The 15578-nt window shown below is 66.4% G+C and carries 6 protein-coding genes and 1 pseudogene; 6 read left to right on the top strand and 1 reads right to left on the bottom strand.

Annotation, left to right across the window (positions count from 1 at the left end; genetic code table 11):
• The first annotated feature begins 225 nt into the window (after nucleotides 1–225).
• The 5 genes and pseudogenes from PGN16_RS20225 (at nucleotide 226) to PGN16_RS08370 (ending at nucleotide 10126) form a co-directional block, all read left to right on the top strand.
• Nucleotides 226–462 carry an FAD-dependent oxidoreductase gene (locus PGN16_RS20225; protein ID WP_443019605.1) on the top strand — a complete coding sequence of 79 codons (237 nt, stop codon included), beginning with the start codon at nucleotides 226–228 and terminating at the stop codon, nucleotides 460–462.
• 485 nt (nucleotides 463–947) lie between these two features.
• A pseudogene (locus PGN16_RS20220) lies at nucleotides 948–1614 on the top strand (GntR family transcriptional regulator).
• Nucleotides 1615–1816: 202 nt separating this feature from the next.
• The gene (locus PGN16_RS08380) at nucleotides 1817–4723 is read left to right on the top strand and encodes a TonB-dependent receptor domain-containing protein (protein ID WP_335308956.1); all 2907 of its coding nucleotides are present in this window, start codon (nucleotides 1817–1819) and stop codon (nucleotides 4721–4723) included.
• A gap of 64 nt (nucleotides 4724–4787) precedes the next feature.
• The gene (locus PGN16_RS08375) at nucleotides 4788–7880 is read left to right on the top strand and encodes a glycoside hydrolase family 2 TIM barrel-domain containing protein (protein ID WP_335308955.1); all 3093 of its coding nucleotides are present in this window, start codon (nucleotides 4788–4790) and stop codon (nucleotides 7878–7880) included.
• Complete coding sequence (locus tag PGN16_RS08370; RefSeq protein ID WP_335308954.1) at nucleotides 7877–10126, top strand: S9 family peptidase; 2250 nt, start codon at nucleotides 7877–7879, stop codon at nucleotides 10124–10126. The genes PGN16_RS08375 and PGN16_RS08370 overlap by 4 nt, the downstream gene beginning before the upstream one ends.
• 203 nt (nucleotides 10127–10329) lie before the next feature.
• On the opposite strand, the gene PGN16_RS08365 is transcribed toward PGN16_RS08370, so the two are convergent.
• Nucleotides 10330–12999 carry a DUF5695 domain-containing protein gene (locus PGN16_RS08365; protein WP_335308953.1) on the bottom strand — a complete coding sequence of 890 codons (2670 nt, stop codon included), beginning with the start codon at nucleotides 12997–12999 and terminating at the stop codon, nucleotides 10330–10332.
• Between the two features lie 107 nt (nucleotides 13000–13106).
• On the opposite strand from PGN16_RS08365, the gene PGN16_RS08360 reads away from it, so the two are divergent.
• On the top strand, nucleotides 13107–15446 hold the full coding sequence (locus PGN16_RS08360) for a beta-L-arabinofuranosidase domain-containing protein (protein ID WP_335308952.1): 2340 nt from the start codon (nucleotides 13107–13109) through the stop codon (nucleotides 15444–15446).
• The last annotated feature ends 132 nt before the right edge of the window (nucleotides 15447–15578 follow it).

The raw sequence follows: 15578 nt of genomic DNA, 5'->3' as shown, positions 1-15578 counted from the left end.
TGGTTGAGTCGCAGGGACTGCGTGCCCCGCTGATCGCCGAGCGCGGCTATCATATCGAGGGGGAGCCCGGCGACTGGCCCGCCGATCAGCCGCCGGTGGTGTTCGAGGACCGCTCGATGATCGTCACCCGCTTCGCCGGACGGCTGCGCGCGGCGAGCATCGTCGAGTTCGCGGCGGGTCGAAACCCCCGCCGATCCGCGCAAATGGGCGCGGCTGCGCGCGCATGTGGCGGCGCTGGGGCTGCCGCTGCGCGATCCGATCGAACCGTGGATGGGCGCCCGGCCGACGTTGCCCGACTATCTGCCCGCGATCGGGCGCAAGGGCGCGATCGCCTATGCGTTCGGCCACCAGCATCTGGGGCTGACGCTGTCGGCGACCACGGGCGAGGCGCTGGCGGCGTCGCTACTGGGCGAGGTGCCGGCTTACGATCTTTCCCCGTTCGATCTGTCGCGGTTCGGGTAATCCGCGCCGGCTATCGTGTCGACATGGCCGCCCTCGTTCGGGGGCTGTCGTCGGGTCGCAGGGGCGAAAGGCGGTTGGGCTGGCATGAGCCGTATGGGGACGGATGCCGACGACCTGATCCATCTTGCGGCACCGGTCGTCGTGGGGGAGCGTGTTGGCCGCCGATCGGTCCAAACGCATGTCATCAGATTGGGAGCCTGATGCGTCCCGCTCAAAGCATTCGCCGCCACCATCACGAACGGGGATCCGCGGGGCAGGTGTTCCGCGATAGCAAGCGCCTACGCTGTTGGTGAAAGGGTGGATGCCGGAACGAGTCCGGCGTGGCGGGAAGATGTGGAGCGCGGCTGACTGTCAGCTTAGAGACGACGCTCTCACACTGACTTTATTGTACTATTAATAAGAGCACGACCGCGTGGGGCATTGCGCCGGGCGTCGTCCGCGGGTTAAGTGATTTACCGGTATATCTCTGCCGGTTGGGGCAATCTATGACCGGTATCATCGTCCGCAATCTTTCCGAGCAGCTCGTCGACCTCGTCCGCGATCGCATCCTGGCGGGGCAGGTCGATGTCGATCGGGCGATCCGGCAGGATGCGCTTGCCGCCGAACTGGGGGTCAGCAAGATCCCGCTGCGCGAGGCGCTGACGCGGCTGGAACAGGAAGGGCTGGTGCGGTCGCGCGCCAACCGCGGCTATTTCGTCCGCGAGCTGACGATCGCGGAGGCCGAAGAGGTCTATGCGTTGCGCCTGAAGCTGGAGCCCGAAGTCGCGGCGCAGGCCGCCGCGCGCGCCACCGATCAGGAGCGCGGGGGTCGCGATGCAGACGCTGGCGCAGCTCGACGAAGCCACCAACGCGCATGGCGACGGCGTGGGTGCGTTCAACCGCGCGTTCCACCTGGCACTGCTGCGCCCGTCTCGGCAGCCGATCACTACGACCATGCTGGAGCGGCTGCACGTGCTGGGCGAACGGTATGTTCGCAAGCATCTGGAGCCGCTGGGGCGTGACCAGCGCGCCAACGACGAACATGCGCACCTGCTGGAAAGCTGGCTGGCGCGCGACATCGACGCGGTGCGTACGCGGATGTTCGCGCATATCGAGCAGACGGTGCTCGACCTCCGCCGCGAGTTTCACGGCGCGGGTAATGTCGACGGGTGATGCCTGATCGTTAGGCAGGCTGGCTAGCAAAACGTCGTGCTGCACGCGGAACGGGCACGTTTGTGTCTCCATCCCGCCGCAATCGGCAATTTTTCACCTCCGTTATCGTATAACATATTTGTTATGTCCTAACATTCGTGTAGAACTCCCTTGTCAATCAAACAAATAGATGGGGGTAGACATGTTGGGAGCAAAAAGGTGGATGGCATCGGCCGCGATCGGCGCGCTGGTGCTCGGCGGGGCGGTGCCGGCAGTGGCGCAGATGACGACCGGCGACCAGACGGCCGCGGCTGCTGAATCCGAGGTCGAAGGCGAGGGCGTCGTCGTGACTGGCACGCGGCTCGCGCAGCCGGGCGTGATGAGCAACAGCCCGATCACCACGGTCGACGCGGGCGAAATCCGCCTCCAGGGCGCCACCAACATCGAGAGCGTGCTGAACCGTCTGCCGCAGATAACGCCGGACGCGAATGAGAACGTCTCGAACGGCTCGGACGGCACCGCCAAGGTCAACCTGCGCAACCTCGGCGCCAATCGTAACCTGACGCTGGTCAACGGGCAGCGCCTGTTGCCGATCCAGGCGACCGACCTGAACTTCATCCCGTCGTTCATGGTCAAGCGGATCGACGTGGTGACCGGCGGCGCTTCGGCGGTATACGGCTCGGACGCGGTATCGGGCGTCATCAACTTCGTGCTGCGCGACGATCTGAACGGCGTGCTGGGCAACGTGCAATACGGTTTCTCCGCCCATCACAACGACAACACCACCAATCGCGACCGGGTGGCCGGCGCCGGCTTCAACCGCGCACCCGACACGCCGGTCGATGGGCAGCGCTTCGACGCGAACATCGCGATGGGCGCGAATTTCGCGGACAACCGCGGCAATGTGACCGCTTACTTCGGCTATCGCGATGTGAAGCCGATCCTCCAGTACAATCGCGACGTTTCCGCTTGCGCGCTCGATCCGAACGGCGATCGGACCGCGTTGATTTGCGGTGGCTCGTCGAACAACGAATTCGGCCGTTTCACACCACAGCGCGACGGTGCCGGCGACTTCAACAACACCAAGGATGGCCAGAAGACGTGGGTGCCGTATGACAACAGCTTCCGCTACAATTATTCGCCGCTGAACTACTTCCAGCGCAACGACACGCGGATCACCGCCGGTGCTTTCGCGAAATATGAGGTGACCCCCGCCGTCGAGGTGTACGGCAGCTTCATGTTCATGGACGACCGCACCAATTCGCAGGTCGCGCCATCGGCGCTGTTCTACGGCTATGGCTATTCGGTGAATTGCGACAATCCGCTGATGAGCGCGCAGCAGGCCGGATTGCTCTGCGGCGACAATGCCGGAAAGAGCGTCAATCAGGACACCTATATCGGTTACCGCCCGGTGGCCGCGCCCGCGCAGCCGCGGCGCGACGACCTGCGTCACACCGATTATCGCGTGACCGGCGGTGTCCGCGGCGAGATCGCCAAGGGTATCCGCTACGACGCGAACGCCTTGTTCTCGACCGTGATCTATAACGAAACCTATCAGAACGACATCGACCCGGCGCGCGCCAATCGCGCCCTGAAGGTCAGCCTGGTCAACGGCGTGCCGACCTGTCAGTCGGTCATCGACAAGTCGGACCCGAGCTGCGTTCCGCTCAACGTCTTTCAATATGGCGGGCCAACCGCCGAGGCGCTTGGCTATATCTACGCCCCGACCAGCACCGAAGGGCTGGACAAGGAGACGGTGCTGTCCGGCACGGTGACGTTTGACGGCGGCGAATATGGCGCGAAGCTGCCTTGGGCGGACACCGGCATCGGCGTGGTGGTCGGCGTCGAGCATCGCCGTGAAAGCCTTGAGTTCAAGGCCGATGCGCTGGCGCTCGCCAAGGGCACCAAGGAGAATGCTGGCGCCTTCAACGTGACCGAAGGCTTCACCGAAGTTCGCGTGCCGTTGGTCGAGAACCGTCCGTTCTTCGAGGAGCTGTCACTGACCGGCGGCTATCGTTTCTCCAAGTACAGCACCAACGGTAAGGGTATTTCGACCTACAAGGGCGAATTGGCATGGGCGCCGACACGTGATCTACGCCTGCGTGGCGGGTATAATCGGGCGATCCGCGCGCCGAACATCACCGAGCTGTACTCGCCGCAATACCCGGGTAATGTCGGAACGCAGGACCCGTGCGCCGGCAAGGCACCGACTGCCACTGCCGCGCAATGCGCCCTCACTGGCGTGACGGCGGCGCAGTACGGCCGCATTCCGGAATGTCCGAGCGAGCAGTGCACCGGCTTCTTCGGCGGCAATCCGGCGCTGAAGCCCGAGGTGGCGGATACCTATACTGCTGGCGTGGTGCTGACCCCGACCTTCGTGAGGGGGCTGACGCTGTCGGTCGATTACTACAACATCAAGGTGAAGAACTACATCAACTCCATCCCGATGCAGTTGACGATCGACCAGTGCATCGGAACCGGCAATCCGTTCTTCTGCTCGCTGTTCAATCGCAATCCGCGCAACGGCGTGTTGTTCTCGGGAGACGCCAACACGGCGGGTTACGTTCTGTCGACGACGCAGAACACCGGCTCGCTGGCGACCAGCGGCATCGATTTCACCGCCGACTACACGTTCCGCACCGGGATCGGCGCGCTGAGCACGAGCTTCGTCGGCACGTGGCTGCGTGACCTGACCACCGAACCGCTGCCGGGTCTCTCGTCCTATGACTGCAAGGGGCTGTTCGGTGGCACCTGCGGCCAGCCGAACCCCGAATGGCGTCACCAGGCGCGCTTCACCTGGACCTCGCCGGACGACAAGGGGTCGATCTCGCTCAACTGGCGGTACATCGGCCCGACCAAGGTGTCGTTCAACGACAAGGCGCAGTTCCCGGGCAGCGCCACCTACGTCATCAACTCGCGCCTGCCGGTCGCCAATTACTTCGATCTGGCCGCCACGGCGACCGTGACGAAGGAGCTGACGTTCCGCATCGGCGTGAACAACCTGCTGGATCGTGACCCACCTGCGATCGCCCAGGGCGTTTTGGCGTCGTTCGGTAATGGCAACACCTATCCCGGCGTGTACGACGTCGCCGGGCGCACCTTCTTCGTCGGCCTGTCGGCCGAATTCTGAGGACGGTGAAATGAAGGGGACGGCCGGCGCGCGTGCGTCGGCCGTCGTCGTGGGAGGAATGACGATGACGGGTCGGGTCGCACTTGCCGTGCTGGTATCAACGCTGGCGATCGCGCAGGCGACCGCCCAGACCGCGACACCCGCCGAATGGGAGCGGCCCGAGGTGATCCGCATCGGGGCCGAGCCGATGCACGCGACCTTCGCCGGGTTCGAGAGCCGCGCGGCGGCGTTGCGCGACGATCCGGCGCGCTCGCGCTATCATCTGTCGCTCGACGGGCAATGGTCGTTCCACCACTCGCCGACTCCGGAGGAGCGGCCGGTCGGGTTCGAGAAACCCGATTATGACGTCAGCAAATGGGGCAAGGTGGCGGTGCCCGGCATCCTGCAGGCCGAGGGGCAGGGGACGCCGGTGTTCGTCGGCGCGGGCTATCCGTTCCCGCGCAACCAGCCGTGGATCGACCACAAGATGAACGAGGTCGGCTCGTACCGCCGCGAGGTGGTGGTGCCGGCGCAGTTCGCGGGACGGCGGCTGTTGCTGACGGTCGGCGCGGCGGGCGCGGCCTACTATCTGTTCGTGAACGGCGAGCGGGTCGGCTATTCGGAGGACTCCAAGCTGCCCGCCGAGTTCGACGTGACGAAGGCGATGCATCCGGGGCGCAACACCGTCGCAATCGAACTGTATCGCTATGCCGATGGCAGCTATCTGGAAGATCAGGATTTCTGGCGGGTCAACGGCATCGAGCGCAGCGTGACGCTCTATGCCGCGCCCGCGACGCACCTGCGCGACGTGGATGTGCGCGCGGGGCTGACCAACCAATATCGCGACGGCACGCTGGCGCTCAACGTCGCGGTCGGCGGCGGCGCGGCACCGGTGCGGGTGCGCGCAACTGTGCTGGATCGCGGACGCGTGCTGCTGACGCGCGAGGGCGCGCCCGATGCCGAGCGCAATGTGCGGCTCGACGGCAACATCCCGGCGGTGCGGGCGTGGAGCGCGGAGACGCCCGAACTCTATACGCTGCTGGTCGAGTTGCTCGACGCGAAGGGCAAGGTGGTCGAGGCGACCGCGCGCAAGATCGGCTTCCGCACCGTCGCGATCGAGGATGGCGAGGTGCGCGTCAACGGACGCCGCATCACGATCCGTGGCGTCAATCGCCACGAGCATGACCCGCATACCTTCCACGTCGTCTCGGACGCGACGCTGCGCCGCGACCTGGAGCTGATGAAGGCTGCGAACATCAACGCGCTGCGGCTGTCGCACTATCCCAACGATCCGCGCATCTATGACCTCGCGGACGAGATGGGCCTGTATGTGATGGACGAGGCCAATATCGAGAGCCACGGCTATCTGGCGGAGGCGCAGCAGAACGGCGATCCGGAGCATACCTTGCTCGGCTACAAGCCGGAGTGGAAGGCAGCGCATCTCGACCGCGTCGAGCGGATGGTCGAGCGCGACAAGAACCATCCGTCGATCATCTTCTGGTCGTTGGGCAACGAGACCGGCGTCGGCAGCAGCTTCGAGGCCGCCGCCAAATGGGTCAAGGCGCGCGACAATACGCGGCTGGTCAATTTCCTCGGCTATAGCATGAGCGGGTGGCGGCACCCGACCAATGCCTATGTCGACATCTTCGCGCCGATGTACGACGATGTCGAGAAACTGGTCGATTATGCCGAGCGGCCCGAGTTCACCCAGCCGCTGATCCTGTGCGAATATGCGCATGCGATGGGCAACAGCCTCGGCAATTTCCAGGATTATTGGGAGGTCATCCACGCGCACAAGAAGCTGCAGGGCGGGTTCGTGTGGGACTGGGTGGATCAGACGATCATCAAGAAGGATGCGCAGGGGCGCGATTATTGGGCGCAGGGGCGCGACTTCGTGCCGGATGGCGATGAGAGCCCGGTCGGCGATGGCGTGATCCAGTCCGACCGGACCCCCGACCCCGAATATTATGAGCTGGCGAAGGTCTATGCGCCGATCCAGTTCGAGCGTGACGGTGCGGGCTATGTGGTGGTGAACCGGCACGATCATATCGATCTGTCGCGCTTCACGCTTGACTATGCGGTGCTGGAGGACGGGCGCGAGGTGGCGCGCGGATCGGTTGCGATGCCGGCGGTTGCGCCGAGCGCGCGCGCGCCGCTGTCGCTGGCGCTGCCGGCGACGCGCGATACCGGGGCGGAGCGGATGCTGGTGCTGCGCGCGCGGGCGACCAAGGGGGCGATCCCACTGGTCGAGGCAGGGCATGTCGTCGGCTATGAGCAATTCGCGCTGTCGCCGCCGCGCGCGCTCGCCGCGCCGGTCGGCAGCGTCGCGCCGGTCGACGGCGGCGATGCGTGGCGGCTGACGGCGGGCGATGCGGTGCTCGAGATCGACAAGGCGACCGGGCTGGTGAAGCGCTACGCGCGCGGCGGGGCGACGTTGCTGACCGGCGGCGCGCCCGATTTCTGGCGCGCACCGACCGATAACGATGTCGGGACGGGCGTGACCAAGACCCACAAAATGTGGGAGCAGTTCAGCAATAACCGGCGGCTCGACGCACTGGCGGTCGACGGCGACGCGATCGTCGTGACGCACGACATGGGCGTGGGTTCGGTGAAGGTCACGACGCGCTGGACGATGGACACGAAGGGGCAGGCGCGCGCCGCGGTGCGCTTCGTGCCGATCCGCGACGATCTGCCCGATCCGCCGCGCGTTGGGGTGCAGTTCCACATGACGCCGACGCTCGACCGGCTGCACTGGTACGGGCGCGGGCCGTGGGAGAATTATGCCGACCGCAAGACCGCGGCGCTGATCGGCGAGTGGCGCGGCGCGTTGGCCGAGCAATATCACGATTATGCGCGCCCGCAGGAATCGGGCTTCAAGCAGGACGTGCGCTGGCTCGACGCGACCGGGGCGACCGGCGCGGGCGTGCGGGTGAGCGGCGACCGGCCGCTGGCGATCAACGCGCTGCCGTTCCCCTATGCCGATCTGATGGAGAAGCCGCCGGCCAAGGCGCATAGCAGCGACATTCGTCCGCATGGCGACGGTACGTTGCTGATCGACGCGGCGCAGAGTGGGGTGGGCGGCGATACCGGCTGGAGCCTCGATGGACGGCCGCACATGAAATATCGCGTGCCGCTCCAGCCGATCGAATGGACCTATACGCTGGGAGCGGCGCAGTGAGGCGCGCGCTGCTGACGCTCGCGCTGCTCGCCACCCCGGCGCTGGCGCAGACCGATCCGCGCGTCGCCCGCTCGATCGCGTTGCGCGACCAGTGGCAGTGGCTGACGCGCGACATCGCCTTCCCGGCGGAATGGGACGGGGACGGGCGGCACTTCCATTATCGCAAGACCGTCGAGGGCGGATTCGCGTTCGTCGATGTCGATGCCGCCACACGCGCCAAGACGACCGCGTTCGATGCGGCGGCGGTGGCGAAGGGTCTTGGCAAGGCGCTGGGGCAGACGGTCGATCCGAAGCGGCTGCCGTTCGAGCATTTCGCGTTCGCGGGCGAGCGGCGCGCGATCGACTTCGCGATCGACTATGCGCCGTGGCGGTGCACGCTGACCGATTATGTTTGCGCGCCAGCCGGCGGCGAGGGTCCGCGACCGCGGGGGTTCGGGGTGGTGCGTGACCTGAAGGTGCCCGCGCGCAACGTCCCGCATCGCTCGCCCGATGGCGCGCGCGAGGCGCTGGTGATCGACGACAATCTCGTGCTGCGTGCTGCCGGCGGCGGTGCGGAGGCGTGGCGTAGCCGGGACGGCAGCCCCGGCGACTTCTACGATCCCGAGACGATCAGCTGGTCGCCGGACGGGAAGTGGGTGGCGCTGTATCGCGTGCGGCCCGGCTTCCGTCGGATCGTGACGCGCGTCGTGTCCTCGCCGAAGGGGCAGGTGCAGCCGGTGCTCGCCGAGCAGCTCTACCCCAAGCCCGGCGACGCAATCGATCAGGAACGGCCGGTGATCTTCGAGGCGGCGACCGGGCGGCGGATCGAGGTGGCGGATGCGCTGTTTCCAAACCCGTGGCAGCTCGGCGCGATCAGCTGGCGCAAGGACGGGCGCAGCTTTGCGTTCGATTATATGCAGCGCGGATTTCAGCACGCCGGGGTGATCGCGGTCGATGCCGCGACGGGCGTGGCGCACGCGGCGGTGCGCGAGGACGCGAAGACCTTCATCTTCAACGAGCGGCGCTTCGCGCACGACGTCGGGGACGAAGGACGCGAGCTGATCTGGGCGTCGGAGCGCGACGGGTGGCGGCACCTGTACCTGATCGACGCCGCGACCGGGCGGGTGAAGCGCCAGATCACGCGCGGTAAATGGGTGGTGCGCGACATCGCGCGCGTCGATGACGAGCAGCGACGGATCTGGTTTTCGGCGAGCGGGGTGACGCCCCGCGAAGACCCGTATCACAAACACTGGTTCCGCGTTGACTTCGATGGCCGCAACCTGACGCGGCTGACCGATGGCGACGAGACGCACGACGCGAGCTTTGCGCCGGACGGGCGGACCTTCGTCGACGTCCATTCGCGCACCGACGTGCCCGACATCGCGGACGTGCGCGATGCGATGAACGGCGCGGTGCTGGCGACGCTGGAGCGTGGCGACGTGCGCGCGCTGACCGCCGCCGGCTATCGCCCGCCCGAGCCGTTCGTGGCGAAGGGGCGCGACGGCACGACCGACATTTACGGGCTGGTGGTACGCCCGCGCGATTACGATCCGGCCAAGCGGTACGCGGTGATCGAGAACATCTACGCCGGGCCGCACGACAGCTTCGTGCCCAAGGGCTATTGGCCGTTCGGCGCCTTCTCGGGCGGCGACAAGGCGATGGGGATGCAGCAGATCGCCGATCTCGGCTTCATCGTCGTGATGATCGACGGGATGGGGACGGCGAACCGGTCAAAGGCGTTCCATGACGTCGCGTGGAAGAATCTCGCCGACAGCGGCTTTCCCGATCGCATCGCGTGGATGAAGGCCCTGGCGGCGAAGGATGCGTCGGTCGATCTGTCGCGGGTCGGCATCTATGGCGGATCGGCGGGTGGGCAGAGCACGCTCAACGCTTTGCTGTTCCACCCGGAATTCTACAAGGCCGGGGTGGCGTTTGCGGGATGTTTCGACAACCGCATGGACAAGATCGACTGGAACGAACAATGGCTCGGCTGGCCGGTCGACGCGAGCTATCTGGCAGCGTCGGGGGTGGTCCATGCCGGCAAGTTGCAGGGCAAATTGCTGCTGGTGGTCGGCGAGCAGGATTCGAACGTCGATCCGGCCTCGACGATGCAGGTGGTCGATGCGCTGGTGCGCGCCGACAAGGACTTCGAGCTGCTGGTGGTGCCGAACGGCGAACATGCCGTGGGGCGGTCGACGGGGCCGGTCGCGTATGGGCAGCGGCGGGAGTATGACTTCTTCCTGCGCGCGCTGGGTGGGGCGCGGTAGTCTTCCGTCATTGCGAGCGTAGCGAAGCAATTCAGGGTTGTATCAGGACGCCCTGGATTGCTTCGCTACGCTCGCAATGACGGCCGGCTGTTGGCGGCGCGCCTTCTATCATCGTCATCGCGGAATTGATCCGGAATCCCGCTTTCTTCGGTCGGTCGAGAAGAAGAAGCGGGGCCCCGGATCAAGTCCGGGGCGACGGGTGGTTAGTGGGGCGTCAGGGTCACGGTTGTTGCAGTCGGCGATAGCGCGATCGTCGTGAAACCGCCGTCCGCTTTGCCCTTGTCGATTGCGTAGGCCGCGCCGCCTGCCGGTGCCTCGACCGAGAGCTGCGCAACCGGCGTCGTCTTCGTCGCCGGGTCGAGCGTCAGTTCGATGCGGCGCGTCGCCGGCACCCAGCGCGCCTTCGCGATCGTACCCGCCGCGAGCGTGATCCACTGTCCGGCCGGTGCGACGAACAACCGCGTGCGCGCGCCGTCGTGGGGGACGATGTCGACCCCCGCACCGTCCTCGCGCACCGTGCCGCCGAAGCCGAGCCAGCCGAAGGTGGCGTCCTTCACCAGATAGGTCGCGGCGGCATAGGCGTGGCCGAAATAGCCCATGCCATAGTCGCCGGTATATGCGTCCCAGCGCATCATGTCCGGTTCGGAATGGAAAGCCGCCGAGGCGAAGCCCTCGCGGTCGACGTTCGTGATCCCGCCCATGAACCCGCCGTACGCGACGCGCAGCAGGTGGAGGTCGGCGGGATCGCGGCGGTAGGCGTCGAACAGCGGCACCGCGTTGAGTGCCGAGCCGTAATGGTGGATCTGCCGCTCGATCCGCTTCACCTTGCCGCCGTACAGGAAGTCCCAATAGCGGCGCGCATTGCCGTTATAGCCCCAGTGCGGGATCGTCGGATCGTAGCCGAGGATCACCTCGCGCGTGACCGCCGCTTCCTTCGGATGGTTGAAGTAGCGCATCCACGCATAGACCTCGGGCTGGCCGGTCGAATCCCACGCCATCTCGCTGCCGAACGGAAAGGCGAGCGTGCGCCAGTGATCGGCGCGCGCCTTCATCAGCCCCTCGACCTCATTCGCCTGCGCGGTCAGCCCCTCGCGCTTCAGGTCGGCGAGGATCTCGAGGAAAATCTCGCCCTCCATCTGACCGAATTGCGCGTAATGCGGCGCGTCGCGCATCATCGCGACGGTCGTGCGGTACGCATGGTCGAGATAGAAGCGCCAGTCGTGCCGCGTGACCAGACCGGTATGATGCCGTGCGAGCCGGTACAGCACCCAGTGGCCGATCGCGACGTGCGGGTAATTGTACGAGCGGCCGAGATCGTCGGCCTGCTTCCTGTCCCACGACGCCCAGGTCGACCAGTCGATGCCCTTGTCATAGTAGGAGCCGAACGTTTTGGGGTCGTAGTAGAACAGGCTCTTCTTCACGCCGCCGTTCGGGGACTGCAGCTTGGGCAGCACGGTCTCGTCAACCATCCGCTCCAGCTTGGCGACCTCATCGGCATCGGGATTGTCGAGTTGCTTGATCGTCGCCGCGACCCATGCGCCGCCGCCGCCCTCGTCGCTCATCCCCGCGATCCACACGCGCTGGTCCTGCGTGACGATCTTGTTCGCCTCGCGGTCGTAGGTGAGGATCGAGGGTGCGCGCTTGAACGGGTCGCTGGCGTCGTCAAACCACTGCTTCGTGGTGCTGAAGCGGCCGAGATCGGCGGCGACCTGCGCCAGCGGCTTGGTGACGTAATAATGAACGCTCTGCACGCTGCCGTCGGCATAGGTGATCGCGACGCGCGCGCGGCCCCAGCCGGTGCCGGTGACGCGCCAGCGATTCCAGCCCTGCGGCCCCGGCACCTTCGTCAGCGTCAGCGCGTCGGCGGGGGTGACCGTGACGTCGCGGACGGCCTGCGCCGCGCGGACGAACAGGTCGGCGGGGCTGTCGTTGGGGACGACATAGCCGGGAATGCCGACCGCGACCGGGCGGCGCTCGGCCTGCAAGGTCGCCTCGATCGCGCGGATCGAGGGCGCGGCGACCAGCCGCACGCCGAAGGTGCGCTGTTCGCCCGGCGCAAGCGTGAAGCCGGTGGCGGGGTTCCACGGCTGCCCCTTGTCGGCCATCGCGCTGCTCGCGACCATCCAGTCGTAGAAGCCCTCGAACGTCTGCTGGCGGGGGGTGCGGTCGGTGAAGATCGGCGTAGCGGTCTTGCGGCGCGCGTCGTCGAGGATGCGATATTGTTCGAGCGGGGTGCGGCCGTCGGGCAGGACGAGCAGCGCCGGTCCCTTGCCGTTGAGGCGCGTCACCTGAAGATAGCCGGCGTCGCTGCCGATATAGGGATCGACGAAGCTCGCCTGCGCATGCGCCTTTTCGAGCGAGCGGTCGGTGATGATGTTGTCGAACACCATCGGCATCCCGAGCGCGCCGACCTCGACCGGCGTGCTGCCGCGGTTCATGAGCGTGAAGCGCAGCACCGGCGCGCCCTTGTCGCGCAGCCACGTCCGTTCGACCGTGAGCGGGAAGCCGTTGCCCATCGTCGCGGTGATGTCGGCGCGCGCAATGACGTTGCCGGTCGCGGCTAGCGCGCGGACCGGCACACGATGCTGCGCCGAGGAGAAGTCGCGCCACGTGCCGTCGGTGCCGCGCACGCGCAGGTGGAGATCACCGATCTGGTTGAAGCCGTCACCGCTGCGGCTGGCAGCGCGCCCGCTCGGCACGAAATCGAAGCCCGGCTCGGCACGCGGTGACAGCGTGCGCAGCGTCTGGCTCGCGGGATCGAGCGTAAGCGTCAGTGCGCCGCTAATGTCACGATTTTTCCTCGCCGGTGCTGCATGGAGCAGCGCGCCGCTCGCCAGCGCGGCACCCGCGAGATAGAAAGCCAACCGTCGCATCGCTCACCCCTTTTTCTTCGCGGTTCGATTGACTTCGCACCAACGTACCGTATCGTATACCATATTCCGGGGAGATGGAAATGCTTGTTGGTCGTCGCGCGTTCCTGATGTCATCTGCGACGCTGCCGATGCTCGCCGTTCCTGCGGCGGCGCAGGCGGGGGCGGGGTTGCCCGCAGCGGCAAAGGCCTTTCCGCTGTCGGCGGTGCGCCTGCGACCGTCGGACTATGCGCGCGCGGTCGAGGTGAATCGCGACTATCTGCTACGGCTATCACCCGATCGGCTGTTGCACAATTACTATCAGTTCGCGGGGCTTGCGCCGAAGGCTCCCGTCTATGGCGGGTGGGAGAGCGACACGATCGCGGGGCATACGCTCGGCCATTATCTGTCCGCACTGGCGTTGATGCATGCGCAGACCGGGTGCACCGACTGTGTCGAGCGCGCGCAGTACATCGTTGGCGAATTGGCGCGCTGTCAGGCGGCGCACGGCGACGGCTATGTCGCGGGCTTCTCGCGCAAGCGCAAGGACGGCACGGTCGTCAACGGCAAGGAGATCTTCCCCGAGATCATGCGCGGCGAGATCCGCTCGGCCGGGTTCGATCTCAACGGCTGCTGGGTGCCCTATTACAATTGGCACAAGCTCTATACCGGGCTGTTCGACGTGGTCGATCATATCGGTCCGAACGAACAGGCGGTGGCGATCGCGGTCGCGCTGGGCGGCTATATCGAGCGCGTGTTCGCCAGCCTGAACGACGAGCAGTTGCAGGTGATGCTGGCCTGCGAATATGGCGGGCTCAACGAGAGCTTCGCCGAGCTGCACGCGCGCACCGGCGATGCGCGCTGGCTGCGGCTCGCCGAGCGCATCTACGACAAGCGCAACCTCGATCCGTTGACGCAGAAGCGCGACCAGCTCGCCAATTTCCACGCCAATACGCAGGTGCCCAAGCTGATCGGGCTGGCGCGGCTGCATGAGATCACCGGCAAGCCCGAGCAGGCGACCGCCGCGCGCTTCTTCTGGGAGCAGGTGACGCGGCACCACAGCTACGTCATCGGCGGCAATGCCGACCGCGAATATTTCAGCGGCGCCGACACGATCGCGCAGCATATCACCGACCAGACCTGCGAAAGCTGCAACACCTACAACATGCTCAAGCTGACGCGGCACCTGTTCGCGTGGCAGCCGGATGGTGCGCTGTTCGATTTCTACGAGCGCGCGCACCTCAACCACATCATGGCGCACCAGGAGCCGGTGAACGGCGGCTTCACGTACATGATGCCGCTGATGTCGGGGGCGAAGCGTGCCTATTCGGAGCGCGAGGGCGAGGAATTCTGGTGCTGCGTCGGCACCGGGATGGAGAGCCATTCCAAGCACGGCGAGAGCATCTTCTGGACCGGTGACGACACGTTGATCGTCAACCTCTACATCCCCGCCGACGCGACGTGGAAGGAGCGCAACGCGACGCTGGGGCTCGACACCATCTATCCATTCGACGGCGCGGCGACGCTGACCTTCACGAAGCTGGGCAAGCCCGGGCGCTTCCCGGTTGCGTTGCGTGTGCCGGGCTGGGCGAAGGGGCATGAGGTGTCGGTCAACGGCAAGCCCGCCGCTGCGACGCAGGCGGGCGGCTATGCGATCGTCACGCGGCGCTGGAAGGCAGGAGACAGCGTGACGATCCGGCTGCCGCTCGCGCTGCGGCTGGAGCCGACGCCGGGGGACGAGCAGACGATCGCGGTGCTGCGCGGGCCGCTGGTGCTCGCCGCCGATCTCGGGCGCGCCGATGGCGAGTGGGATCATCCCGAGCCGGCGATGGTCGGGCAGGACCTGCTCGCCGCGTTCCATCCGGTCGCGGAGGATAGCGCGCAATATGCGACCACCGGACTGATCCGGCCGGGCGACCTGACGTTCGTGCCCTTTTATCGCCAGTACGACCGGCGCAGCGCGGTCTATTTCAAGCGCTTCACCGATGCGCAATGGAAGGTGGAGGAGGCCGCCTTCCTTGCCGAGCAGGCGCGGCAGAAGGACCTGGCGGCGCGCTCGGTCGACGTGATGCATCTCGGCGAGATGCAGCCGGAGCGCGATCACAATCTCACCTCGGAGATTTCCTATCCGCTCGCCTATCGCGGGCGTAACGGGCGCGACGCGCGCACCGGCGGGTTCTTCGAGTTCGCGATGGCGGTGAAACCGGGGCCGTTGGTGTTGCAGGCGACCTATTGGGGCGACGAGCGCAAGCGGACCTTCGACATTCTGGTCGACAACCAGCGCATCGCCACGCAGACGCTCGATGCGGACAAGCCGGGGTCGTTCTTCGACGTCGATTACCCGGTGCCGGAGGCGCTGACCAAGGGGAAGACGAAGGTGAAGGTCCGCTTCGTGCCGCATGACAAGAACAGCGCCGGGCCGGTGTTCGGCGTGCGGCTGTTCACGGCCAAGCCGGCGACGCGCGCATGAGCGACGCACAGGTCCGCATGACGCTGGACGAGGTGCGCGACTATGCGCGCGCCACGCTGACGCGCGTCGGGCTGGCACCGGCGCATGTCGCGGCGGTCGCCGAGACGATCGTCGCCGGCGAGCGTGACGGGT

The sequence above is a fragment of the Sphingomonas phyllosphaerae genome (genome assembly GCF_036946485.1).
Taxonomy (GTDB): Bacteria; Pseudomonadota; Alphaproteobacteria; order Sphingomonadales; family Sphingomonadaceae; genus Sphingomonas; species Sphingomonas phyllosphaerae_E.
Note: the sequence above shows the minus strand (reverse complement) of the source record. Positions and strands in the feature narration are given on the sequence as shown.